This window comes from Brucella pituitosa, from assembly GCF_965577835.1.
GTDB lineage: Bacteria > Pseudomonadota > Alphaproteobacteria > Rhizobiales > Rhizobiaceae > Brucella > Brucella pituitosa.
On record NZ_OZ264093.1, the window covers coordinates 1,168,865 to 1,192,352 of the forward strand.

Here is a 23,488-nt window from a genome sequence, read left to right on the forward strand (position 1 = left end):
TCATTGTTTTTATCTGAGCGGCGTTCGCTCTTTGTAGCGTTCGGTTGCCGTCAGCTTCACGATAAGCGGATCGGCATCACGCCAGCCGTAAATCTCGGTACGCAGATATTCCAGTTCTGCGTCCAACTCTTCCTCATCGACTTCCGTCCACCAGGATTTCGGGCGACCATCGGTGCCATCCGACCAGCGATAGCGGCGCTCTTTCAGCTTGTCCTTCATTTCAAAGGGACTGTTTTCAGCATAGATCCGCAGACGCGATTTGCGGCTGGCCTTGAGCAACTCGGAAAATGGGGTTTGTTTGCGACCTGATGTTTCGCGCAACACGGCCAGCAGCGCCTGACAATCATCTTCGGCGCGATGACCATTATGAAAATATCCACTCTGGCCGATCAGGTAGCCAAGCTTCGTGCCTTCAAAGCCGCGTGCCGTCCAGTCGATCTCCTTAACCGAGCAGGCCCATGGCTTGTTTGCGAAGGCTGGTGAGAAGCGCTCGAGGAAAGGCCGGTCGAAACCTGCATTATGCGCGATGATCAGATCAGCGTCCGCGATCAGTGCGTCGAGTTTCGCACGCGGGATCATCTGTCCAGCCACCATCTCATCAGTGATACCGGTGATGCGCGTGATTTCGGCGGGAATGGGTTTCGATGGTTCCTGCAACGCACCAAAAGTGGCGCAGACATCGCCGATAGACCCATCATCTGCATAGCGGAAGGCAACCGCACCTATTTCGATAATTTCTTCTTGCGCAGGATTAAGCCCGGTCGTTTCCGTATCGACCACGATGCCAAGACGCGGGAAAGCGAGTTTGTCGGCATTGGGCACAATCGGTGCCGGGTCGAGCCGCCGCAAAATCCTATAACGACCACTATCCTTGAGGCGCTGTATCATTTCAGCTTCATCAATACCGGTCGTCTTGCCAGGTTTGGTGCGGGCAGGGCGCAGTTCCGCCTGTTTATCTCCGTCCACTGCGGGAGGAGCAAAAAGGTCGAACTGATGGCGCATATGTTTTCTCCGCTGGGGCTGTGCCTGCTGATAAAATGACATTTCAGAGCCTCGTCACCAAGCCCTCAATAAATTTAGTAACAGGTAATGTTGGTATTTTTGGCTTTCATCGCCTTATTTTGGTGAATTTTTGAAATCAGTATCTGGGGATAACTACAGGTCTTTAAAATTCAAACGCTGCTGTCAGCGCTGGCATCCTGTTGATTGTAGATAATTATTAGTAAATCATTATTTTATAATAAAGTAATTATATAAAACGCCTAGCTATTAATACTGTAATTACACTTGATTTAAATTAGTTATTATCGTTTGAAGGATGTTCAATTTCGATTTTAGTATAATTTTTAATTTAACGGTATCTTCTGTCGTGAATTTTGTTCCGCCCCTTCTGATTATGTTGTTTGCGACGACGATGTCGGGCGTCTGGATGCTCGACACAAAACGCAGACACATATTGCTGTTCGGATTGGGCTTCGCAACCTTTGGGACTGGCTTACTGCTTCAGGTTTTGCATCTGTTTCCGAGTTTGAATGGGGCGGTATTTGCTGCAACTGCCCTCTATCTTCTGGCCGGACTGTTCTTCTGTGAAGCTGTCATGGTTCGTCTTGGCAGGCCATTTTCTCCGTTTGTCGGGGCATCGATCAGTGTGTTCACACTGGCGATAATTGCTTATTTCGCGCAAGCTGGCATCGCTTACAAGTATATGGCGATTGCTTCGAACTTCGGGCTTGGAACAATGATTGCTGTTCTTTGTATAAAGTCCCGGAAACTGGCTGAAGGTAATTGGATCGAGCGAACATTGCACAGTGTTCTTGTGATATTTGCGATGCATTTTTATCTTCGAAGTGTACTCACCTTCAATATGCTTGACGGCGTTAAAAGCAGTGAACAATTGATCAACTCCCAGTATTGGGCCCTTGTTACGATTTCCGTCTCCTTCATCGGGGTCTTACTCGGCCTCGTCATTCTGGTCGTCGCGACCGCTGACGTGATCAACGAATTACAAGGAGAGCGGGATTCAGATCCGCTCACCGGTACCCTTAATCGCCGTGGGTTGGAGCGATCTTTTAAACGGAAATTCATCGTCTCGGATACGAACAAACGCGCTATCATCATCGCGGATATCGACCATTTCAAAGCGATTAACGATGAATTTGGGCACTCTATCGGTGATCAGGTTTTGGTTGAGTTTTCGTCTCTGCTGCAATCAATGACCGAAAAAGGAGGAATTGTTGGTCGGATTGGCGGCGAAGAATTCATCGTGATTGTGGAAGGCAACGCTCAACAATGTGAAGTCTTTGCCAATCGCCTATGCAATCATGTGGCACGCTATAGTTTCTCAATGTTGCCGAATGGGCGCAAACTTACCAGTAGTTTTGGCGTGGCTCTCATGCGCAAAAACGAGAGCATCTGGGATGCTGCGGAACGCGCAGATATTGCCCTTTTAAGGGTGAAACGTCGTGGACGTAACCGCGTAGCCGTCGAGGGTTTTGAGTTTCAAAACACCACCCATGTTGGCTATTTGCTCACGGCATAGAGAGCCCGCCTGAGAGCAGCAGCCATACTTTCTTTGCTACAGCCGGGCGATTGTAAAGAATTTAGTTACCATAATTCTCCATGCTTAGCGTGACTTTCAAGTTGGCACTTTTGCCATGATTGCTTCGCTTTTCCGCCGAACTTTCATGCAAAGCGACAGCGAGAAAACCAGTTATTTTTCAGGACGAGTAGTATGGCGTTCGTCACAGAACCGTATGATTTTGCATTGCCGCGTGGGATTAACATTCCTAACCCTTTTGTATTTAAAGGTGTTTTGCGTGTTGCAGGTCTTTTGGGCGCGGGCCTTCTGGCGGGAAGCTGCCTTATGACTGCCTTGGGTACTGTGGAAGCCGTGCTGCCAGCCTTCGTGCCTTTAGCGCCTGTCATGCGCCGTCTTCCGACGGCGACACCACATCAATTGGCCGTTGTGGATCATAAAATTGGCATGGGTCACGTTATCCGCCAGCGCTTCATTGAGGCCTATACTGCTGATGCGCCATATTCCAATCTTGACTGGCGGCGCAACAAGGCAATTGCGGATGCACCTATCATTGCAGATGTCGGTCCTGAATCGGTCATAGAAGATCAGCCCGTGGCAACGACCGAGGTGGTTGAACCGCGCGAAGAGCGCGTGGCACAACTTGCACCCACCCAGGATGTTGTTTCTCCCGCCGTGATCGCCTCGGCCTCTATTGCGGCGCAGACCGCAGCACAAGATTATAGCGCCCGTTTGCGGGATACGCTGCCATCCGGCGATGCGGTCCCCGTTCCGATGGCTGCACCGGATACCCAAATAGCGCGCGCGCCAATTGAAAACGATACAGACAGCTTCCTGCCTGATGAAGTGCCGTTTCCTGGCCAGAAGCCCATCATTGATAAACCAACTATTGCAAAGCCTGAAAAGCAGGAAAAAACACAGCTGGCTTATGCGCCTCCAAGCGGCCAAACCGAAAATATTCAGCGCGGGCTTTTTGGTCGGCTCTTTGGTCAGGCAGCCCGCAACAAGACTGCGATTTATGATATTTCCGCAGCAACGGTTTATCTGCCGAGCGGTGAAAAACTGGAAGCGCATTCGGGCATGGGTCACATGCGTGACAACCCGCGCTATGTTGATCAGAAGATGCGGGGTGCGACACCGCCGAGCACCTATAAACTTCGTATGCGCGAAAGCCTTTTCCATGGCGTCGAAGCTGTGCGCTTACTCCCCGTCGATGGACGTAACCCGTATAATCGGGATGGACTGCTGGCTCATACCTACATGCTTCGTCGCGCCGGCGATTCAAATGGCTGTGTCGTCTTCAAGGACTACAAGCGGTTCTTAAACGCATTCAAGCGTGGCGAATTTGATAAGATGATCGTTGTCACGAGCATGTCGTCATCAGCAAAGCCTGCCCGCATTGCTTCCATCTTCTGATCATCAAAAAAGAGCGCCAGAGCTGAATCCTGTTCAATTCTGGCGCTCCAATTTGCACTAGAGCGCCGGGCGTCCTATTGGACGCCCAAAGGTCGCTCTAACCCTTTAAAATCAGAGCATAATTCCTTAAACTGATCCAAGTTTAAGGAATTATGCTCTATCTCTTTGTTTTTCGCATTATCCGACGCAAAACCGCTTCGCACTTTTGCTGGAAATGCACTAGACACCGATGCTTTCATAAAGCGGTGCGGTGATTTCGAGGATCAGGTCAAGCGCGTGATCAGCAGCTTGCTTGTCTTCGGGCAATTCAAATTCTGCAAGTTCGATTGCTGCAATTTGAGAGGCGGGAATTGCGGCCAGCGCATCGCGCAGTTGTGGCGCAAGTAGTCCGTCTTCGATTGCGTAAGCTGCTGGAATTAGCCCGGGCTCCATGACGTCCCAGTCAATATGAATCCAAAGCGGCCCTGTGCCGATTGCCGCTAAAAGCGATTGTGCATTGGCTGCCTCAGGCTTAATTACCGTAACTTTTTTGCGGTTAAGCGTTTCCATTTCTTCCGGATCGATGTCACGCGCTCCGAAAATCACGAGTTTTTCCGGCGCAACATTGCCGCCATATCCGCTATCCCAAAGTCCGCAGATACCAGCAAGCGCCATTCCGCCCATGTAACCAGAATCTGTTGTTTCAGGTGTGTTGAAGTCACCATGCGCATCGACCCACAGGACGGTCAGTCCATTTATTTGGCTTGCTGCTTGTGGAATCGTCGCAAGGCTCGCCGAACAGGTGTTGGTGGCAAGGAGAGGTCGACGTCCAGCAGTCAATTCTTCTGAAACAGCCGCAGCAAGACCCTTAAGCGTTTCATGAGCTTGCGGCAGCGCTTCGCGCCAGTCATCGGAGACAGCAGGTGCGGGTGTGCCTACAGTCTTGACGGAAAGATCATAGCGCGCCGCCAGAGCTTTTGCGACGGCCAGAGCGCCCGGAATGGCGCCGGGAGTACGATCTGCTACACGGCCCTGAGAAGTGATGATGCGCGATTTCATGCGAGTCGTCCTTGATACTTGAAACAGGCAGAAGCTCTTTAGCGAGTTCTCAAAATTATCGCTATCTGTTTGTTTTTGCGACGCTTAGAGCCGTAAATTATTGGATCAATCGAGGTCTCTTCGATCAGGGTGGCTGGTCTAACGTTTGTGTCACCGACGAAAAAGCATTCTCGTAATCGAGAACAACTTGATATAAGCCTGCGCGACATCGTTCCTCGTTCCGGTTACTGAAATTGTTGGGATCGATAGATATTCTTGCTCACGGTTAGAAATAGGAACCGATGATGTTCAACGGTTTTCGGCTTTTTGTGCCCATATTGGCTGGTGCCAGTCTGCGTGACCGGCTGATCGGCAGTCTGGGTGCATTGATCGGCATATGCCTGACGGGTCTGATAACCGCTCTCATTGTGGGCAGGGGGATCGAGCTCCCTTTGATCGTGGCACCAATCGGCGCTTCTGCTGTGCTGATATTTGCAGTTCCCGCAAGTCCACTGGCGCAACCTTGGTCGGTCATCGGTGGAAATGTGATCTCAGCGCTTGTTGGCATTACAGTTGCCCGTTTCATAGGTAATCCGTTGATTGCCATCGGGGTTGGTGTTGCTCTTGCTATCGCGATCATGTCGCTTTCGCGTTGCCTGCATCCGCCGGGTGGAGCTGCCGCTTTGACAGCTGTTATTGGCGGTTCGAGCGTGACTGACCTGGGCTATCACTTTGCTCTCATACCTGTCGGGCTCAACTCTGTATTGCTGGTCGCCCTCGGTATCGCCTTTCACAAACTGGCTGGGCGAAAATATCCCCATGTGCCGGTTGCAGCTCCGGCCAATACCCATAAGACAAACGATCTTCCCGCACCTTTGCGCGTAGGCTTTACATCCGATGATATTGCCTCGGCGCTGAAGGAAGTCGATGAGACGTTTGATATTGATCCGGGCGATCTGGATCGACTGCTGAGGCAGGTCGAGTTGCAGGCGCTTATCCGCACCCATGGTACTGTAACGGCCAAAGATATCATGTCGCGTGATGTTATCAGCATTGCGGAGCACGACAGCACAGGCGAAGCGCGGCGCTTGTTGCTTGAGCACAATATCCGCACCTTGCCCGTGATTGGCGAGCAGGGAAAACTGCTTGGTACTGTGGGGTTGCGCGAGCTGGGCCAATCTGCGGCAAATGTCAGTTCGCTGATGATTGAGGCTGTAACAGCCCAGAGAGACGAACCGGTTGTGAAACTGGTGCCGCTGCTGACAGATGGCCGTTCCCATGCCGTTATCGTAACGGATCAGGATAATGTCGTTCAGGGGCTAATTTCGCAGACGGACTTGTTGAGTGCTTTGGCTCGTTCGCTACGGTTTCAGGAACCAGAGCCACCAAAGAAGCGTAAATCGCGGCTCAATCTGCTTCGGGGCGCAGGAATATAACCTCGTAAATATCACGCCAACTTGTCCGATGGAACCGCTGTAAAAGTGCGGTATCGCCGTTGCATGCCTGCGTTTCGTCGGCGCTCATACGATAAAGCCGCCGATCCGCCGGTCCAGCCCGCAATTAATTGCTCCTAAGCTGCGCCAACACGATTCCAAAGGAGTAAAGAATGCGCGGCGCAGATATTTTGGTCCAAATGTTGATTGGCTATGGTGTGGAGACAATCTTCGGGGTGCCGGGCGATACCAACGTGCCTCTTTATGAAGCTCTGCAACAGCGAGAAGGCGAAATTCGTCATATCATGGCGCGTGATGAACGCTCTGCCGGTTATATGGCGGATGCCTATGGTCGTTTTACCAATAAGCCCGGTGTCTTTGAGTGTCCGTCGGGTGCAGGCGCTATGTATTCGCTGCCGCCTGTCGCTGAATCGAATGGATCGTCGATACCTGTAATCCTCCTGACCATTGATATTCCTTTGCCGGGAGAAGGGCGCGGTGTTCTCACTGAGCTTGATTGCGCCAAACTGTTTGAGCCTGTGACCAAGCTGTCCGTTCAGGTAAAATCTGCCGAGAAATTGCCGGAAATCATCCGTCGTGCGTTTCGCGTCGCCTGTTCCGGAAAACCGGGTGCGGTGCATCTCCAGATCCCCGAGGACATGCTTCTCGCTGAGGTCGATCCTGCACGCATTTCACTGCACATTGAAGAAGAGTGCAAAACCTTCCCGGCTTTCCCGACACTGCCGCCAAAACAGAAGCTGCATGAACTGCTCGAACTGATTGCGAAAGCAGAACGACCTCTGATTGTTGCCGGTGGCGGCGTCAATCGTGCCAGAGCGGGCGATCAGATTTCAAGGCTGGCCGAGAAATACAACATTCCAATGTGCACAACCATGACGGGGCAGGGAGCGATTGATGACGATCATCGTCTGGCCATCGGGGTGATCGGCGACAATGGTTATCATCCCCATGCCAATTGGGCTTTGGAACATTCTGATTTTACCCTGTTTGTCGGATCACGCATCGGCTCTGTCGTGACGATTGGCTGGACCTTTCCCAAGATCACGCTCAATCGGCGCCTTGCACAAATCGATATTTCGCCTGAAATCATGGCCAACAACTATGAGAATTTGCTCTCCATTCAGGGCGATGCATTGCTGGTTCTTGAAGAATTACTACAGATCGAGCTGACGATTGAACCGAAAAAGCACGATGGCTGGATCGAGGAATTGAATGCTCGCAGGCGCATATTCTGGGAACATGCTGAGGAAGCTTTGAACGATGAGCGTGTGCCGTTGCGTCCTGAACGGGTTGTTCGTTCCTTCAATGATGCATTGAGTCAATCGGGACAGCCAGCCCTGATTTACTCTGATGCAGGTACACCAACGCCCTATATGACACGTTTCTTGAAAATCAACGATCAGGAAACACGGTTTGCCATTCCGCGTGCTTTTGGTGGTCTTGGATCAGCACTTCCAGCCACGGTTGGTGCTTGGCGTGCCGATCCGGACAAGCGTCCCATCGGACTGTTCGGTGATGGTTCTTTCGGCATGACGGTAGGCGAGCTTGAAACGCTGGTGCGCTTGCAGGTGCCGGCCATTCTGATCCTGTTCAACAACGCGACATTTGGCTGGATCAAAGGTTTGCACAGGTTGAAGGGGCACAATCAATGTTTTGGCGTCGATTTTCTTGCGCCAAAGGGGCAAGCCATTGCCGAAGCCTACGGCCTGAAAGCGTGGACTGCCAAAACCGCTGCGGAGGTTGATATAGCCTTGGCCGAAGCTTTCGCGTGGAAGGACGGTCCTTGCTTTGTCGATATTTATGTTGAATCGATCGCTGACCGTGTGCCGCCGGTCTATTCATGGCTTTTGAAGCGCGGCGAAGACCCGCTCAATCTGAAGCCGGTTGAACGCTCATACGTCTAAGCCGTTTTTGAACACCGTAGTTTACGGCGCCACAGGCAGAGAATGTCTGTGGCGTTTTGCTTCAGTGATAAACCAATCGCGGAACAGACGGACATTTTTCGAACCCTGACGCGCCTGCGCTGAGCAAAGAAAATAGCTCTCGCCAGATGTCTGCACGCGCTCAAGTGCCAGTTTGAGTTTTCCGGAACGCAATTCTTCCTGTACGAAAATTCTGGGCGCGATGGCGAGCCCCATACCCGCCACGGCGCATTCGATAATAACGTCATGCGTTGGCAGGCGCGGCCCAAAGATACGCTTGTTGTAATGGATACCCGCGCCGCGCAGCCAATGCAGCCATAGGCTAGGCCTGTTTGAGTTCTGGATCAGCGGAAAGTCGAGCAATTCGACATCTCCGGCCAGCCCGTTTTCAGGCACGATGTCAGGCGATCCGATCACGACGAGCTCTTCATCGAAAAGCAAATGGCTACGCACATTGGCCCAATTGCCGATGCCGCGCAGTACGGCAAGATCGAGATCGGACTTCCCCCAGTCAAGATCGTGGGAGCAGGGAAACACCTCAAACCAAATCTGCGGATGAGATCTCGCAAAGGTGCTGATAATGCCTGGTGCCCATTTGCGCATCAGTGTCGGCGGCAGACCCACTTTGAGCAGGCTTTGCGTTTTATACCCACGGACTGCATCCATCGACACTTCTTCAAGCTTTGCCAGAATGCGCGAAACTTCCTCGTAATAGTTCTGCCCCTCTTCGGTCAGAACCAGTCGCGGTCCAGCGCGTTCAAACAGTTTAAGCCCAAGAAAAGATTCAAGATTCTGTATCTGGCGGCTCACTCCGCTTTGGGTCATCCCAAGATTTTCCGATGCGCGCGTGAAGCTCAGATAGCGTACCGAAGCATCGAAAGCGTGCAGAGCTGAAAGGGATGGAAGAAAGCGGCGCATTGGATACCTCTGAGTTTGATCATGAGTTTAAGTCATGCTTAATCCAATTTTCAATGCTTTTATTTGATGAGAAAGCGCCGCATTCTCATTAAAAATAAACATAAGGGAACACGATGGACTACGGTGATAGTATCGACCGAAATCTGGTCAGTATCCTGGAGGAAAACGCACGTCTCCCGGCGAGTGAACTGGCGCGGCGCGTGGGCCTTGCCCGATCAAGTGTTCAGGAGCGAATAGGCCGTCTGGAACGTCGTGGCGTCATATTGGGATATCGGGCTATCGTTCGCCGGGCGAAGGATGATAACAGCATTTCCGCCTATTTGTTCATCACGGCCTCACAACGCATTGTGCAGCGCTTGTTTGCAGCCTTGCGCGCCTATCCGGAAATCCTGACCGCTGATGCTATTAGTGGCCCGGCCAACATATTGTGCCGGGTTCATGTCGGGTTTCTCGAAGATCTGGAAGCACTCATCGAGGAGCTGGCACAAATCGAAGGTATCGAGAACGTCAGTTACTCGGTGGTACTTTCCAATAAGTTTAATAGAGAAAGCAGCCTGGCGCATTCAAGTGCCCAATAATGCTCAATGGAATGCTCGATTCAAAAAGAGGGAAACAACAATGAATAGACGTAAGTTTATCCAGACGACGCTTTTGGGTGGTACTGCTGTCATGCTTGCCCCCGGCTTTTCGTGGGCTGTCGAAGAAGGTGTGACACTGAAATCCATCAAGGACCGGGGCGCTCTGCGTATCGGTGTATTTAACGGCACGCCACCTTATTATCAGAAAAATCTCGCCACTGGTGAATGGGATGGCTTCTGCGTTTCCATGGGCAGAGACTTGGCTGAATATATTGGCGTTCCGCTCGAAATGGTCGAAACCACCTGGGGTAATTCCGTCATGGACCTTCAGGGCGGCAAAATCGACATCATGTTTGCCCTCAGCAACAATCCTGAGCGCGCGAAATCCGTCGATTTCACCGAAGCCATGATGGATAACGTCTTCACCGTCATCACCAGTGCGGACCGCGAGATCAAAAATTGGGAAGAATTGAACAAGCCGGAAATCCGCGTCACGGTTGATCTCGGATCAACCCAGGATCTTTTCGCCCGCAAAACCTTACCCAATTGCACGCTCGTTGCGCTCAAGGGTGCGGATGAAACAGTTATCGCACTACAGTCTGGCCGGGCAGATGCGATTGTGCAGGTTGCGCTGATGTCTGTGGTAACGGCGCACAAGCTTGGCAGCAAATTTAAGGTTTTTGTTCCGGAGCCGCTGGATAGCCAGCCAACGACGATTGGTGTGCGTAAAGACGAAAAGGGCGAATTCCGCGACTACGTTGATGTTTGGCTCAAAAAGCGTCGCGAGGAGGGCAAGGTCAATGAGTGGATCGTCAGCAGCCTTTCGCTTGTTGGCGTGCAGCCATCTGACCTGCCGCCAACTCTGAAGTTCTGACGCGTCCACCATCATGCAGCTCGAGCAAAAATCACTCGGTGTCATCATGCTTGACACCGGCTTTCCGCGTCCGCCTGGAGATGTCGGCAATCCGGCATCCTGGGAGATGCCAGTGCGTTTCAAAAAGGTAACAGGAGCATCGCCTGATAAGATCATTCGTCAGGGTGGCTCCGGACTGATCGAAGACTTCGTCATTGCGGGTGAAGCCTTGATTGCTGAAGGCTGTAGCGCGCTGGTGACGTCTTGCGGTTTCATGGCACGCCACCAAAGCGCGCTGAGTGCAAAGCTTTCGGTGCCGATTGCCACTTCCAGCCTGCTTCAGTTGTCGATGGTAAGCACACTGATCGGACCGCAACGCAAAGTGGGTGTGATCACCTATGATGAAGCGAGCCTCGATGATGCGATCTTTGCTGCTTGTGGTGCCGACATCAGGACGCCACGGATTGGCATGCCAGACGGCGGCGCATTTCGTGAACTGATTGAAGGCAGTGGAACTTATGATTGCGCTGCGCTTGAAGCTGAAATCACACATGCGGCGCGAGAGTTGAAGTCGCGCGAACCCGACCTTGGTGCTGTTGTTCTTGAATGCACGAACATGCCGCCATTCGCTCAAGCCGTTGCAAAAACATGCGGCTTGCCTGTGTTCGATGTTCTGTCGCTTGGACATTGGCTGTTCAGCTCAACGTCTTCCCGCGCCTTTACCGGGATGTCAGAAAGAGTGAATTAATGGACTATCAATGGGACTTTTCCGGCCTCTGGCAGTATCGGGGTTTATTCCTTCAGGGCCTGGCCTACACCGTCGGTTTCACGATTATAACCGTACTCTCGGGCATATTCGTCGGAACGGTTTTTGCTCTGGGCAGGCTTTCAGGCAACAAGATTATCACCGTTCCCATCATGACGGTCGTTGAAATTTTCCGCTGTACGCCGGTGCTGGTGCAGCTTGTCTGGTGCTATTACGCGCTTCCAATGCTGATTGGCTTTGAAATTTCGCCCGCCATGGCGGCTTTCATCACGCTTACCTTCTATGGCGCGGCCTTTTATGCAGAAATCATCCGTGGCGGTATTGTTTCAATTGATGCAGGGCAATGGGACGCTGGACGTGCAATCGGTATGCGCCGCGGTCAGTTGATGGGCAAGATCATTCTGCCACAGGCACTGCGCCGCATGGTGCCGCCGCTGGTCAACCAGTCTGTGCTTCAGCTGAAAAACACATCGCTTTTATCGGTTCTAGCTGTGCCTGATCTTCTTTATCAGGGCCAGCTTGTAACTTCGGCTACTTATCGGCCGCTTGAAACCTACACCCTGATTGCAGTGCTTTATCTCGCCGTTCTCTTCCCTCTGACGCGGCTCGCCCATGGGCTGGAAGGCAGGCTGAAATGATGAACCGTATTGAGCGAATCGTCATTGTGGAGATAAGCTATGAGTGCTGAACCGATGATTGAAGTGCGTGGGCTGAAAAAGTCTTTCGGCGACATCGAGGTGCTGCGCAATATCAGCCTCACTGTCGAGCGCGGACAGGTGGTAGCGCTTATCGGACCAAGCGGCTCCGGCAAATCAACGCTGTTGCGCAGTCTCAATCTGCTTTCGCTGCCCGATGGGGGTTGCATCGCAATTGGTGAGCAGAAGATAGATTTCTCGTTCGGGAACGTGTCGCTTAAAGACAAATATCTCGCGGCATTCCGCGCCAATACCGGGATGGTGTTCCAGAACTTCAACCTGTTTCCGCATATGAGTGTCCTCGATAACGTGATGATCGGGCCGGTCACTGTTCTCAAGCAGGACAAAAGGGCAGCGCGTCAACTGGCTATGGAACTGCTGGAGAAGGTTGGGCTTGCAGCTCGTGCCGATGCCAGACCTGAGCAGCTTTCCGGCGGACAGAAACAGCGTGTGGCGATTGCACGAGCGCTAGCGATGCGTCCCGACGTGATGCTGTTTGATGAAGCGACATCGGCACTCGATCCGGCGCTGGTCGGTGAAGTTCTGGCGGTCATTCGACAACTGGCCGAGCAGGGCATGACGATGATCCTTGTCACCCATGAAATGGCTTTCGCGCGCGATGTCGCTGACAAAGTCATCTTTATGCAGGACGGTTACGTCGTTGAAACCGGCGATGCTCGTCAGGTGATCAATGAGCCGCGCGAAGCTGCAACCCGTGAGTTCTTAAGCCATTTCCATGGCGGCCTCGCATAAATGCACGTGCAGAACGGGTAAATGTCATGACAGGCAATGTTATTGTCGTTGGGGCTGGCATTATCGGCTCCACAACCGCCTTGCGGCTTGCTGAGGCAGGCCTGAAGGTTACGCTGTGTGATGGCTCACAGCCGGGTGGTGAGCAAAGTGCAAGCTACGGGAATGGTGGCTGGATCAGCCCAGCTTCGATCATTCCAATGAGTATGCCGGGACTATGGCGGCAGGTGCCGGGCTTTCTGCTTGATCGCAACGGGCCACTGACCCTCGACTGGAAATCGGTTCCAAGGCTGACGCCGTGGTTGATGCGGTTTTTGCTTGCGGGCGCAACCAAATCACGCGTGACGAAAACTGCGGCCAAGCTCAACTGGTTGCTCAATGACGGACCAAAACGGCATCTTGAGCTGGCCAGAAAGACCGGGCAGGAACATCTCATTGTGCAGAAGGGTTTGCTTTACGCCTATCCTGACAGGGCTGCATTTGAGGTCGAAGCACTCAGCTGGAAGCTGCGTCGCGATAACGGCATCCTGTTCGACGAGTGGCAGGAAGCGGAACTGCGTGAACGTATCCCGGCGCTTGGGAGCAACTATCGCTTTGCCATACATGTGACAGAAGGCGCACATTGTCTCGATACTGGAGGTTATGTCGCAGGTATCGTGGCGCAGGCTGAAAAAGCCGATGTTCGCTTCATCCGAAGAAATGTCGTGAGAGTTCTCACCGGCGTTTCGCCGCGTGTTGTGCTCGATAATGATGAGAGTATTGCCGCCGATCATATTGTGCTGGCAGCAGGCATCCATTCGGGGCGTATTATGCACGATCTCGGCATGCATGTGCCTATGCAGAGCGAGCGCGGTTATCACGTAACCCTGCCGATGACAGAGGTCCCCTTCGATATCCCGATCATGCCGAGCACCGGGAGAATGGGCAATACGCCGACCAATATGGGATTGCGGCTTTCCGGTCAGGTTGAACTGGCAACTGTAGAGAAAGCTCCCGACTGGAGACGTTCAGAAGTGCTGCTGAAACACGCGCTGACGAGTTATCCCAATCTGGCAAAGCATGATTTGCAGCATATGAAACTTTGGATGGGGCACCGGCCATCGCCTGCCGATGGGATTCCGGTGATTGGAAAACTCACACGCCATCCCGGAATTATAGCAGCTTTCGGTCATGGTCATATCGGGATCGCTGCAGCCCCCAAGACCGCCGATATGGTGTTCGATGAAATCAACAACCTACCTTCCGAAAGCGCTCGCGTCTTCTCGCCTTCTCGCTTCGGTCACTAGTTTTCTTAATCCAAAGGAATAAAACAATGATGCTCAAAGGTGGCTACACCAATTATGGCCAGCAGATCGGCGTTCTTATGCTGGATACGATTTTTCCTCGTCCGGCTGGCGATATTGGCAATGCCCTGTCCTATGATTTTCCCGTTCGCTACAAGACGGTGAAAGGTGCTCATGCCACACGCATTATGGGCAATAATCCTGATCCCAAGCTGATTGAGCCTTTTATCGAAGCCGCGCGCGAGCTGGAAGCGGAAGGCGTTCGCGCCATTACCACGAGTTGCGGCTTTCTTGGGCCGTTTCAAAAGGATATCGCGGCAGCGGTCAACATTCCGGTCTTCACTTCGTCCTTGATGCAGGCACCGATTGTTCATGCAATGCTGGCTCCTGGCAAAGTCATCGGCGTCTTTACCGAGCGCGCGCATCATATGAATGATGCACATTTCAAAGGTGTTGGCTGGTCATCTGAGGTTATTCCTGTGCAGGTGCAGGGCATGAAGCAGGATGCCGAGTTTCCGCAGACCTATATCGAAGGCCGCGATTATCTCGACACAGAAGTGCTGAAGGAAGAGATGCTGGAAATGACGCGGGAGTTCATGGCGAGCTGTGAAAATCCAGGCGCGATCTTGTTTGAATGCACAAATATGTGCCCGTTTTCGTCCTATGTGGCTGCTGAATCCGGTTTACCGGTGTTCGACATCAACACGCTGATCAATACTTTCTATCTGGCAGCCAACCCACGCCGTTATCTCTGAGTTCGACACGAGAATGGATCGCAGCGGCAGTGCATTTTAGCCGCTGCGAGAGTCTACCTATCATTTTTATCAAGACCGGTGGAGCGACAGTCACCAAGCTGTCCATTTCAACATATTCCATCCACAAAGAATAAATTTGCCTCAACACTGCATATTTCAGTCGCCTGATCTTTGAGATTTTGTCGCGAAGTCGAGAAACTATGCTCGGCTGGTCCGTGCTCGTGCGCGCTGCACAGAAGGCTCCGCCTCAAAAATCTGATGCTCAGCGAAAATGGATGCGCCAATGCCCTATCAGTTAAGCCTTCTCGACAAGAGCCCGGTAGCACAGGCTGGTAATGCGGAAACCGCCCTTGCGAATACCGTGTCTTATGCTCAGGCTGCGGAGCAAGCGGGCTACAAACGCTTTTGGGTTGCGGAGCATCATCACGCGGATGAGCTGGCCGGACCTTCGCCCGAGGTGCTTGTTTCCTATCTTCTGGCATCGACAAAGCGGGTCAGAATTGGTTCTGGCGGCGTGATGCTTCAGCATTACAGCCCCTACAAAGTTGCCGAAAACTTCAACCTTCTAGCCGCCCTCGGGCGTGGGCGCGTTGATCTCGGTGTCGGCAAGGCTCCGGGCGGACTTCCATTGTCAACCAAGGCCTTGCAGCAGGAAACAGGCAGCGAAGAGCGGCTCGATTTTAACAGCAAGCTTGAACAGCTCAGCGCATTTCTTGGTGGTGACAAGATCGCTTCCGGTCCGTTTGAAGGACTGGCCGCAACCCCCAAACCACAGGCGTCTGCGGAAAAATTTGTACTAGGTGCAAGCCCTGAAAGCGCGCTGCTTGCCGCACATTCCGGCTGGGATTTTGTCTATGCCGGTCATTTGAACGGCGATACTGCCAATTTGCAAAAGACCTTCGACGCCTATCGCAATGTGACTGGAAAAGTGCCGGTGCTGGCGCTTGGTGCAGTGGTTGCCGAGAGCCAAGACGCGGTTGATGCCGCAGTCTCGAAAATCAAGATCTTCAAGGTTCATCTCTCCTCTGGAACATCGGTTTCAGTAGGCACTCCGGAAGCCGCCGCCGAGTTTGCGCGTCAGGCTGGAGAGACTGATTATCGCATTGAAGAAAAGCATCCAAATGTGCTCGCAGGCTCAGCAAAACAGGTGAAGCAGAAGCTCGATGAGCTGCATGCGCAATATGGGGTGACCGAGTTTGTGCTCGAGTTCCCCGCCGTTTCACATGAGCAAAGATTAGCTGCCATCGAAAGCCTCGCAGGCGAACGTCTGGCTATTGCCGCCTGATCAAAGCCACTGGCTATAGGGAGTACCTCAAATGAGTTCCAAGCAGATTAGATTCGGTGTGATGCTGCAGGGTGCAGGCGGACATATGAATGCCTGGAAACATCCATCCGGGCCGGCAGATGCCAGTGTGAACCTCCAGTTTTTCATTGATGCGGCACGCAAGTCCGAAGAGGCTGGCATCAGCTTCGCCTTCATCGCAGACGGGCTCTATATCAACGAGATTTCCATTCCGCATTTTCTCAATCGCTTTGAGCCTTTGACCGTGCTTTCGGCGCTCGCAGCGAACACGAAGCGCATTGGTCTGGCAGGCACGGTTTCGACGTCCTATAGCGATCCATTTACGGTTGCACGACAGTTCGCATCGCTTGATCTCATCTCAGGCGGGCGTGCGGGCTGGAACGTGGTGACATCGCCGCTCGAAGGGTCAGGCCGCAACTATGGCAAACCGCATCCCGAGCACGCTCTGCGTTATGAAATCGCCGATGAATACCTCGACGTGACCAAAGGCCTTTGGGATTCATGGGATGAAGACGCCTTCGTTCGTGATCGTGAGAGCGGGCAGTTTTACAAGCCTGAAGGGTTCCATCGGCTCGACCATAAGGGGCGCTTTTTCTCGGTTGAAGGGCCGCTTAATATCCAGCGCTCCCCTCAGGGCCAGCCTGTCATCTTTCAGGCCGGTGCTTCCGAGGCGGGTGTCGGACTTGCGGGCAAACACGCGGACGCCGTGTTCACCAATGCGGGCACCATCAAGGACAGCCAGACATTTTATGCGCAGATCAAAGCTAGCGCTGTTGCGCATGGGCGTTCGCAGGATGATGTCGGCATTTATCCCGGCATTGGTCCCATAGTCGGGCGAACCGATGCAGAGGCCGAAGAGAAATATCAGGCGATCCGTAATCTGGTGAGCGTGAATGAGGCGCTCTCTTATCTCGGTCGTTTCTTTGATCATCATGATTTTACCGCCTATGATCTCGATGCGCCGTTCCCTGATCTTGGCGATGTCGGCAAGAACAGCTTCCGTTCGACAACGGATCGGATCAAGCGTGACGCGTCTGAGAATAAGCTGACCTTGCGTGAAGTGGCCTTGAATGTAGCCACACCACGCACGTCCTTCATCGGCACGGCAGAGAAGATTGCTGACGAAATCATTCTCTGGAAAGAGCAGAAGGCTGCTGACGGTTTCATCCTTGGTTTCCCGGTGATTGCCGAAGGGCTGGATGATTTCATTGCCCATGTTCTGCCAATTCTGGAAGAACGCGGATATCATGAAGGCAGCCTGAAACACGATACGCTGCGCAGAAATCTTGGGTTGGAGCATCCGCAGAGCCGTTATGCGAAGCCCGTTGAAAACAATGATGCCGGAAGTCACCGAAAGGGTGCGGCATGAATATTCAACGGTCGCCAGATGCAAACCGGAAACTGGAAATCGAGGCAGGTCTTGCCTCGTTTATCGACGAGTTTATCGCTTTGCGTCGCGACATTCATACCCATCCGGAGCTGGCGTTCAAGGAGACACGGACCTCTGCTCTGGTGGCGGACCATCTCAGTCAGTGGGGCTACGACGTTACAACCGGCGTTGGCGGTTCTGGCGTCGTTGGCACATTGAAGCGTGGCAACTCCAGCAAGACCATCGGCATCAGGGCGGACATGGACGCCCTGCCGATCATCGAGGATACCGGGCTCGATTATGCAAGCAGTAATTCCGGTGTGATGCACGCATGTGGCCATGACGGACATACGACCATTCTGCTGGCAGCGGCTCGCTATCTCGCCCAGTCCGGTCGTTTTTCCGGCACTGTGCATCTCATTTTCCAGCCTGCTGAGGAGATCGGGGCAGGTGCCCGACGCATGATCGAAGACGGCCTCTTTGAGCGCTTTCCGTGCGATGCCGTTTATGGGCTGCATAACTGGCCGGGTGTGCCCGCAGGAAAATTTGGTTTTGTGACCGGCCCCGCGATGGCATCGGTAGACCGTGCAAGAATTCGCGTAAACGGGCGTGGTGGTCACGGTGCGGAGCCGCACAAGTCGGTCGATCCGGTTGTGGTTGCTTCATCCATTGTTCTGGCCCTGCAAACGGTGGTCGCGCGCAATCTCGATCCGCTCGATATGGGTGTGGTGACGGTGGCCTCCATTCATGGCGGCGATGCGTTGAATGTCATTCCAGCGCATGTCGATCTTGGCATTACCATTCGCTCATTCTCGCAAACTGTGCGCGAGGAATTGCGGCGGCGGATTGAAGCTGTCGCGCGTTCTCAGGCCGAAAGTTTTGGTGCTGTTGCTGATGTCAATTATCAGTGGGGCTTTCCTGCGCTGATCAACGCAAAAGCCGAGACGGATTTTGCACGACAGGTCGCGCTCGGCACTTTCTCCAGCGGCACTGTCATCGAAGATTTCCGACCGCGCACGGCCAGTGAGGATTTTGCCTTTATGCTCGAACAGAAACCGGGGACGTATTTCTTCATCGGTAATGGCGACAGCGCCGGTTTGCATAGTCCTGACTATAATTTCAACGATGACATCTTACTGCCAGCAGCCCTGTTCTGGGTGCGTCTGACCGAAGCTTCTCTCAACTGATACGGAAGTCCATATCATGGCGGATGAATTTCTCTACACTTCAACGACTGACATTCGTGCAGTGCCGCTGATCGAGGCGCTGACAATCGAGTATGACACGCGCTACGGTAATTATTTCAGTGACGAAGGTGCGGCTGCGGAAATGAACAAATATCCGCCGGAAGCCTTCGCGCCTCCGCACGGCAATTTCCTGCTGCTGCTCCGTGATGGCCAGACAATCGGTGGCGGTGCATTCATGCGCTATGACGATGTTACAGCCGAATTCAAGCGCATCTGGACGCATAGCAATTTGCGCCGACAGGGGTTGGCCAAAAGGGTGCTTGAAGAGTTGGAAGCGCAGGCGCATCGTCAGGGTTACAAGCGCGTTTATCTGACCACCGGTTTCCGGCAGCCGGAAGCCAAAGAGCTTTACTTAAGAAACGGATATACGGCGCTCTTTGATGTGTCCGCCGATCCGGAAATTTATGGGACACTTCCTTTTGAGAAGAGCCTTCATAATATTCATGAAGTCGATTTTCACACTGTCGATAATGAATTGAAAAAGGCAGCTTCAGGTTAAGTCAATGCGTGACAGATGATCGCGAATAATGGAAAAAACATCCATTCAACAGTGTTTAAATAGACTTATTTGTTTTGAAACTTATCCTCTCTTCTCCGAATATTGAGTTCAGTGACTTCCATGGCAGACGCGTCTGTATTGGATCATAAGTTAAATGATATTTCGGAGCGACGTTGATCATGGCAATTGCTACAGATTTTGTAGGGACAGATAGGGAAGATACTTCCCGCGTAAGTCCGGGCGACTTCAAGCACTACAAGATCGTTCCGGCGCGTTATCCGGCGCGCGTGATTGGAACAATCTTTGCCGCAGGACTGATTATCGCGGTTATCCAGTCTGTTTTGACAAATCCGAAATGGGGCTGGCCGGTCTTTGCTGAATGGTTTCTGTCTGAGCCCGTCCTCGTAGGATTAATGCGGACTTTGTGGCTGACGGCGCTCGCAACAGTTCTCGGTTTTGCGCTGGGAACCGCGCTGGCGCTTGCTCGCGTTTCACGCTCTCCGCTGCTATCGAGTCTTTCCTGGGCCTATATCTGGTTGCTGAGATCCATTCCGCTGATCGTCTTACTTCTCGTTCTCAACAATCTCGGCTATCTATATGAAACTGTTAGGCTTGGTGTGCCTTATACGGATATCACCTTTGCCGAATATCCAACCGTTCAGATCCTCAGTCCATTTGCTGCCGCCCTTCTGGGATTGAGTCTCAATCAGGCTGCTTTCTCATCCGAGATCATCCGTGGCGGTATTCTGTCTGTCGATCAGGGTCAGCTCGAAGCCGCCGCCGCGCTTGGTTTGCCACGACGCAGGCAAGCCTTCCGCATCGTGCTTCCGCAAGCCATGCGCACGATCCTTCCAACGGGCTTCAATGAGATTATCGGTCTCGCTAAAGGCACATCGATGGTCTACGTGCTTGCGCTTCCTGAACTCTTCTACACGGTGCAGGTCATCTACCGCCGCAATCTTGAAGTGATCCCGCTGCTGATGGTTGCGACCGTCTGGTATCTGATCATCATGACGGTGCTGTCGATCGCGCAATATTACATCGAGCGGCATTTCTCGCGCGGTGCATTGCGCAATCCGCCGCCAGCAATTCTGACACGCTTATTTGCCCGTTTTATTCCGGCACAAGCCACGACACCGACCTCAGCCCAGAACGTCGTAAGCCGTGACCAGGATGCACAGATTACCGAAACGCTGGCCGTCAGTGGCTTCACCGGTGCACGACGCGGTGCGGTGGATATCCACGGTGTATCCAAGAGTTTCGGCAACAATCTCGTTCTCGATAATGTCAGCCTGCACATCAAGCCCGGTAGTGTGACTGCAATCCTCGGCCCATCGGGTTCGGGCAAGTCGACATTGCTGCGGTCGATTAATCATCTGGAGCGTGTTGACGACGGCTTTATCTCAATCGATGACGAACTGCTGGGCTATCGCCAGAGCGGCAACACCCTCTATGAGCTGAAAGAAAAAGATATTCTGAAAAAGCGCGTCGATGTCGGCATGGTGTTTCAGAACTTCAATCTCTTCCCGCATCTGACCGTGCTGGAAAACATAATCGAAGCACCGATGATTGTCCGTGGCCTGAGCCGGGATGCCGCGACCGTGATTGCCAAACGTCTGCTAGCGCGTGTTGGTCTCAGCGAAAAAATCAATGCCTATCCGCGTCAGCTTTCCGGCGGTCAGCAACAGCGTGTCGCCATCGCCCGCACACTGGCACTTAATCCAAAAGTCATCCTGTTCGACGAGCCAACCTCGGCGCTCGACCCGGAACTGGTTGGTGAAGTGCTGGATGTCATCAAGGAGCTTGCGCGCTCTGGCACCACGCTTGTCATCGTAACCCATGAGATCGGCTTTGCCCGTGAAGTGGCGGATACGGTAGTCTTTATGGAAGAGGGCCGTATTCTCGAAACCGGCAGGCCGGAGCAGCTTTTCAATGCGGCAACGCATCCCCGAACCCAGGAGTTTCTCGCAAAAGTCCTCTGACGCAAGAACGCCCGTTGTTTTTAAGCGCATCCCGAAAACCGGTTCGCACTTTTCGGGATGCGCTCAAGTTCAAACCACAACTCCCGACATTTACGATCGCCCTGACGGAGCAATCGACGGGGATTGTTTGTCCAAAATTCAGATTATTCTCAGGAGTCATTCAATGAAATCAGGCAACTACAAGAACGCAATATTGGGCAGCTTTCTGGCAGCAGCAACGCTGTTCAGCGCGCCAGCCTTTTCCGCTGAACTCGATTTGAGCCCGGAACAGCCAAACCGTCTGCGCGCGGAAAAGAGCGAAGCCGTCGTCAATGCCGTTCCCAAGGATTTCAAGTTCGTGCAGGACGGCAAGTTCGTCGTCGGTATCAATCCTTGGGTGCCTCCGATCAGCACTTATGCAACGGATGCAAAGACTGTCGTGGCCTTCGATCCCGATCTCATTCAGCTGGTTTCAGATACATTGGGACGCGAGCTTGTGCTGGTGCCAATCGCCTGGGCCGACTGGCCGCTTTCGCTTGAATCCGGCAAGTTCGATGCCGTGATTTCCAATGTGACCGTGACCGAAGAGCGCAAGGAAAAGTTTGATTTTTCAACATATCGCAAGGATGAGCTTGGATTTTACGTCAAGGCGGACAGTGCGATTACATCGCTGAAAGAGCCCAAGGACATTGCGGGTCTGAAGATCATTACCGATCCCGGCACCAATCAGGAAAACATCCTTTTGCAGTGGGACAAGCAGAATGTTGCAGCCGGTCTGAAGCCCGTTGAAGTGCAGTATTATGACGACGATGCGGTCAAGAGCCTCGCGCTTGAATCCGGTCGTGCTGACGCGGTCTTCAGTGTCAATGCAGTGCAGGCCTATGCGGCATCGCAGCACGGCAAAACCAAGCTCGTCGGAACGGTAAGCGGCGGCTGGCCACAGACCGCTGAAGTGGCAATCACCACACGCAAAGGCAGCGGTCTGGCCGATACGCTGACGCTGTCGCTCAATGAACTCATCAAGAACGGCAAATATCATCAGGTGCTTGAGCGCTGGAGCCTGAGTTCAGAAGCCGTTGACGAGGCCAAAACCAACCCTGCCGGATTGCCGAAAAGCGGATCGTAAGATCCGCTCGTAACGGGGCGAAATGTAAAGAAATCAGGTCATTACACAGAGTTTTACACTCAAGGAGATGGGAATATGACTTATATCAGAAAAGCGGGATACTTCACTGCGGGCCTGATTTCAGGGGCTTTGCTGATGACGAATGCTGCATGGAGTGAGGGCAAATTTGATCTCAGCCCCGAACAGCCAAACCGTTTGCGGGTTGAAAAAATCGATAAGCGTATCGATGAGGTCAAGGATTTCAAATTCGTCAAAGACGGTGTTCTGACCATCGGGATCAGCACCAGCGGGCATCTGCCGCTGCATGACTATGCATCAGATTCCAAGACTGTCATCGGCTACGATGTCGATCTGGCGCAGATCATTGCCGACAGTCTCGGACGTGATCTGGAACTGGTTTCGGTTGCATGGGCCGATTGGCCTCTTGGGCTTGCTTCAGGCAAATTCGATGCTGTGATTTCCAATGTCACAGTGACGGAAGAGCGGAAGGAGAAGTTCGATTTCTCCACCTATCGCAAGGATGAGCTTGGCTTTTATGTGAAGGCAGACAGTGCGATCAAAGAGCTGAAGCAGCCCAAGGATATTGAAGGCCTCAAGATCATCACCGATGCAGGCACCAATCAGGAAAAGGTGCTGCTGGAATGGGATCGCCAGAATGTTGCAGCCGGTCTGAAACCGATTGAGGTGCAATACTACGACGATGACGCGGTCAAAGATCTCGCCATTCAAAGTGGCCGTGCAGATGCTGTATTCAGCGTGAATGCGACGCAGGCCTATTCTGCGGGCATCAACGGCAAGACCAAGCTGGTTGGCACTGTCAGTGGCGGCTGGCCGATCACTGCCGAGATTGCGGTCACAACGCGTAAGGGCAGCGGACTTGCAGCGCCGCTGACCAATGTTCTCAACGATCTGATCGCAAGCGGTGCCTATACCAAGGTTCTCGATACGTGGAACCTCGGACCGGAGGCCATCAGTGAGGCCAAGACCAATCCACAGGGCCTGCCGAAAAGCGGTTCGTGAGGGGCAGGGCCGGTACAAGA

At 52.9% G+C, this 23,488-nt stretch carries 21 protein-coding genes; 18 read left to right on the top strand and 3 right to left on the bottom strand.

The window, feature by feature from the left end; genetic code table 11:
* Positions 1–9 precede the first annotated feature (9 nt).
* Complete coding sequence (locus tag ACSME1_RS16770) at positions 10–1,002, bottom strand: 3'-5' exonuclease (protein WP_105534633.1); 993 nt, start codon at positions 1,000–1,002, stop codon at positions 10–12.
* Between the two features lie 367 nt (positions 1,003–1,369).
* Here ACSME1_RS16770 and ACSME1_RS16775 point away from each other — a divergent pair, with 367 nt between their 5' ends.
* Complete coding sequence (locus ACSME1_RS16775) at positions 1,370–2,539, top strand: GGDEF domain-containing protein (protein WP_105534632.1); 1,170 nt, start codon at positions 1,370–1,372, stop codon at positions 2,537–2,539.
* A gap of 192 nt (positions 2,540–2,731) precedes the next feature.
* Entirely contained in the window at positions 2,732–3,952 is a 1,221-nt protein-coding gene (locus ACSME1_RS16780; protein ID WP_105706372.1) for a DUF2778 domain-containing protein, read from the top strand.
* A gap of 219 nt (positions 3,953–4,171) precedes the next feature.
* On the opposite strand, the gene ACSME1_RS16785 is transcribed toward ACSME1_RS16780, so the two are convergent.
* Positions 4,172–4,990, bottom strand: coding sequence for an arginase family protein (locus ACSME1_RS16785; RefSeq protein WP_105706370.1), 819 nt, complete (start codon positions 4,988–4,990; stop codon positions 4,172–4,174).
* A gap of 281 nt (positions 4,991–5,271) precedes the next feature.
* Between ACSME1_RS16785 and ACSME1_RS16790 the strand changes: the two genes are divergently transcribed.
* Entirely contained in the window at positions 5,272–6,405 is a 1,134-nt protein-coding gene (locus ACSME1_RS16790) for an HPP family protein (RefSeq protein ID WP_105706369.1), read from the top strand.
* A gap of 170 nt (positions 6,406–6,575) precedes the next feature.
* The gene (locus ACSME1_RS16795; RefSeq protein WP_435655051.1) at positions 6,576–8,327 is read left to right on the top strand and encodes a thiamine pyrophosphate-binding protein; all 1,752 of its coding nucleotides are present in this window, start codon (positions 6,576–6,578) and stop codon (positions 8,325–8,327) included.
* Between the two features lie 21 nt (positions 8,328–8,348).
* On the opposite strand, the gene ACSME1_RS16800 is transcribed toward ACSME1_RS16795, so the two are convergent.
* Complete coding sequence (locus ACSME1_RS16800; RefSeq protein WP_105534627.1) at positions 8,349–9,263, bottom strand: LysR substrate-binding domain-containing protein; 915 nt, start codon at positions 9,261–9,263, stop codon at positions 8,349–8,351.
* Positions 9,264–9,376: 113 nt separating this feature from the next.
* On the opposite strand from ACSME1_RS16800, the gene ACSME1_RS16805 reads away from it, so the two are divergent.
* From ACSME1_RS16805 to ACSME1_RS16870, 14 genes are all read left to right on the top strand, one after another.
* Entirely contained in the window at positions 9,377–9,841 is a 465-nt protein-coding gene (locus tag ACSME1_RS16805) for an Lrp/AsnC family transcriptional regulator (RefSeq protein ID WP_010659259.1), read from the top strand.
* Between the two features lie 40 nt (positions 9,842–9,881).
* On the top strand, positions 9,882–10,715 hold the full coding sequence (locus ACSME1_RS16810; RefSeq protein ID WP_105534626.1) for a transporter substrate-binding domain-containing protein: 834 nt from the start codon (positions 9,882–9,884) through the stop codon (positions 10,713–10,715).
* Positions 10,716–10,728: 13 nt separating this feature from the next.
* The gene (locus tag ACSME1_RS16815) at positions 10,729–11,442 is read left to right on the top strand and encodes an aspartate/glutamate racemase family protein (protein WP_105534625.1); all 714 of its coding nucleotides are present in this window, start codon (positions 10,729–10,731) and stop codon (positions 11,440–11,442) included.
* A complete protein-coding gene (locus ACSME1_RS16820; RefSeq protein ID WP_012093406.1) occupies positions 11,442–12,098 on the top strand; it encodes an amino acid ABC transporter permease in 657 nt (218 codons plus the stop codon). Before ACSME1_RS16815 ends, ACSME1_RS16820 begins: the two co-directional genes overlap by 1 nt.
* A gap of 39 nt (positions 12,099–12,137) precedes the next feature.
* Positions 12,138–12,908: an amino acid ABC transporter ATP-binding protein gene (locus ACSME1_RS16825; protein ID WP_435655052.1), complete on the top strand. Its 771-nt coding sequence runs from the start codon at positions 12,138–12,140 to the stop codon at positions 12,906–12,908.
* Between the two features lie 26 nt (positions 12,909–12,934).
* Positions 12,935–14,191, top strand: coding sequence for an NAD(P)/FAD-dependent oxidoreductase (locus ACSME1_RS16830; RefSeq protein ID WP_105534623.1), 1,257 nt, complete (start codon positions 12,935–12,937; stop codon positions 14,189–14,191).
* Positions 14,192–14,217: 26 nt separating this feature from the next.
* Entirely contained in the window at positions 14,218–14,943 is a 726-nt protein-coding gene (locus ACSME1_RS16835; protein WP_105534622.1) for an aspartate/glutamate racemase family protein, read from the top strand.
* Positions 14,944–15,226: 283 nt separating this feature from the next.
* The gene (locus ACSME1_RS16840; protein WP_105534724.1) at positions 15,227–16,228 is read left to right on the top strand and encodes an MsnO8 family LLM class oxidoreductase; all 1,002 of its coding nucleotides are present in this window, start codon (positions 15,227–15,229) and stop codon (positions 16,226–16,228) included.
* Between the two features lie 31 nt (positions 16,229–16,259).
* Positions 16,260–17,615 (top strand): LLM class flavin-dependent oxidoreductase, encoded by a 1,356-nt coding sequence (locus tag ACSME1_RS16845; protein ID WP_100557081.1) that lies wholly within the window; start codon positions 16,260–16,262, stop codon positions 17,613–17,615.
* Positions 17,612–18,802, top strand: coding sequence for a M20 aminoacylase family protein (locus ACSME1_RS16850; RefSeq protein ID WP_100557080.1), 1,191 nt, complete (start codon positions 17,612–17,614; stop codon positions 18,800–18,802). The genes ACSME1_RS16845 and ACSME1_RS16850 overlap by 4 nt, the downstream gene beginning before the upstream one ends.
* A 16-nt stretch (positions 18,803–18,818) precedes the next feature.
* Positions 18,819–19,361, top strand: a complete 543-nt coding sequence (locus ACSME1_RS16855; protein WP_105706367.1) for a GNAT family N-acetyltransferase — start codon at positions 18,819–18,821, stop codon at positions 19,359–19,361.
* Between the two features lie 179 nt (positions 19,362–19,540).
* Positions 19,541–21,343: an amino acid ABC transporter permease/ATP-binding protein gene (locus ACSME1_RS16860; RefSeq protein WP_105706366.1), complete on the top strand. Its 1,803-nt coding sequence runs from the start codon at positions 19,541–19,543 to the stop codon at positions 21,341–21,343.
* 163 nt (positions 21,344–21,506) lie between these two features.
* Entirely contained in the window at positions 21,507–22,448 is a 942-nt protein-coding gene (locus tag ACSME1_RS16865; protein WP_100557077.1) for an ABC transporter substrate-binding protein, read from the top strand.
* A gap of 135 nt (positions 22,449–22,583) precedes the next feature.
* A complete protein-coding gene (locus ACSME1_RS16870) occupies positions 22,584–23,468 on the top strand; it encodes an ABC transporter substrate-binding protein (protein ID WP_435655455.1) in 885 nt (294 codons plus the stop codon).
* Positions 23,469–23,488: the final 20 nt, after the last annotated feature.